At 34.9% G+C, this 289-nt stretch carries 1 pseudogene; it reads left to right on the top strand.

The features are described 5' to 3' along the window. Window positions 1-74 precede the first annotated feature (74 nt). Window positions 75-289: pseudogene (locus tag AABK37_RS42095) on the top strand (ISH3 family transposase); the annotation flags it as partial.

Genomic DNA, 289 nt, shown 5'->3' with positions numbered 1-289 from the left:
AAAAGTACTTATGCTTCTCCAAGTTTGTTAAAAAGATGAAATGATGAAAGTAGTGTGTACTATCTTGAAGATAATTGACTCTTTCATTAGGACAATTGGCTCTCACAGACTCAGAAACCCTGAATGAGGTTATTGAGTGTTTGGCGGAAAATTTCTCAATTGAAACTCAAGGAGCATGTGACCAACAAACTCTGTTTGAAATTTTGGTAAAAGCAGCGAGCAGTGGAGACAGTATTGAGAACACAGCTAAAATATTAAAGAATATTCCAACAGCCAATGATATTAGATA

This window comes from Tolypothrix sp. VBCCA 56010 (genome assembly GCF_050875635.1).
Lineage (GTDB): Bacteria > Cyanobacteriota > Cyanobacteriia > Cyanobacteriales > Nostocaceae > Hassallia.
This window is presented reverse-complemented; position numbering and strand designations above follow the sequence as displayed.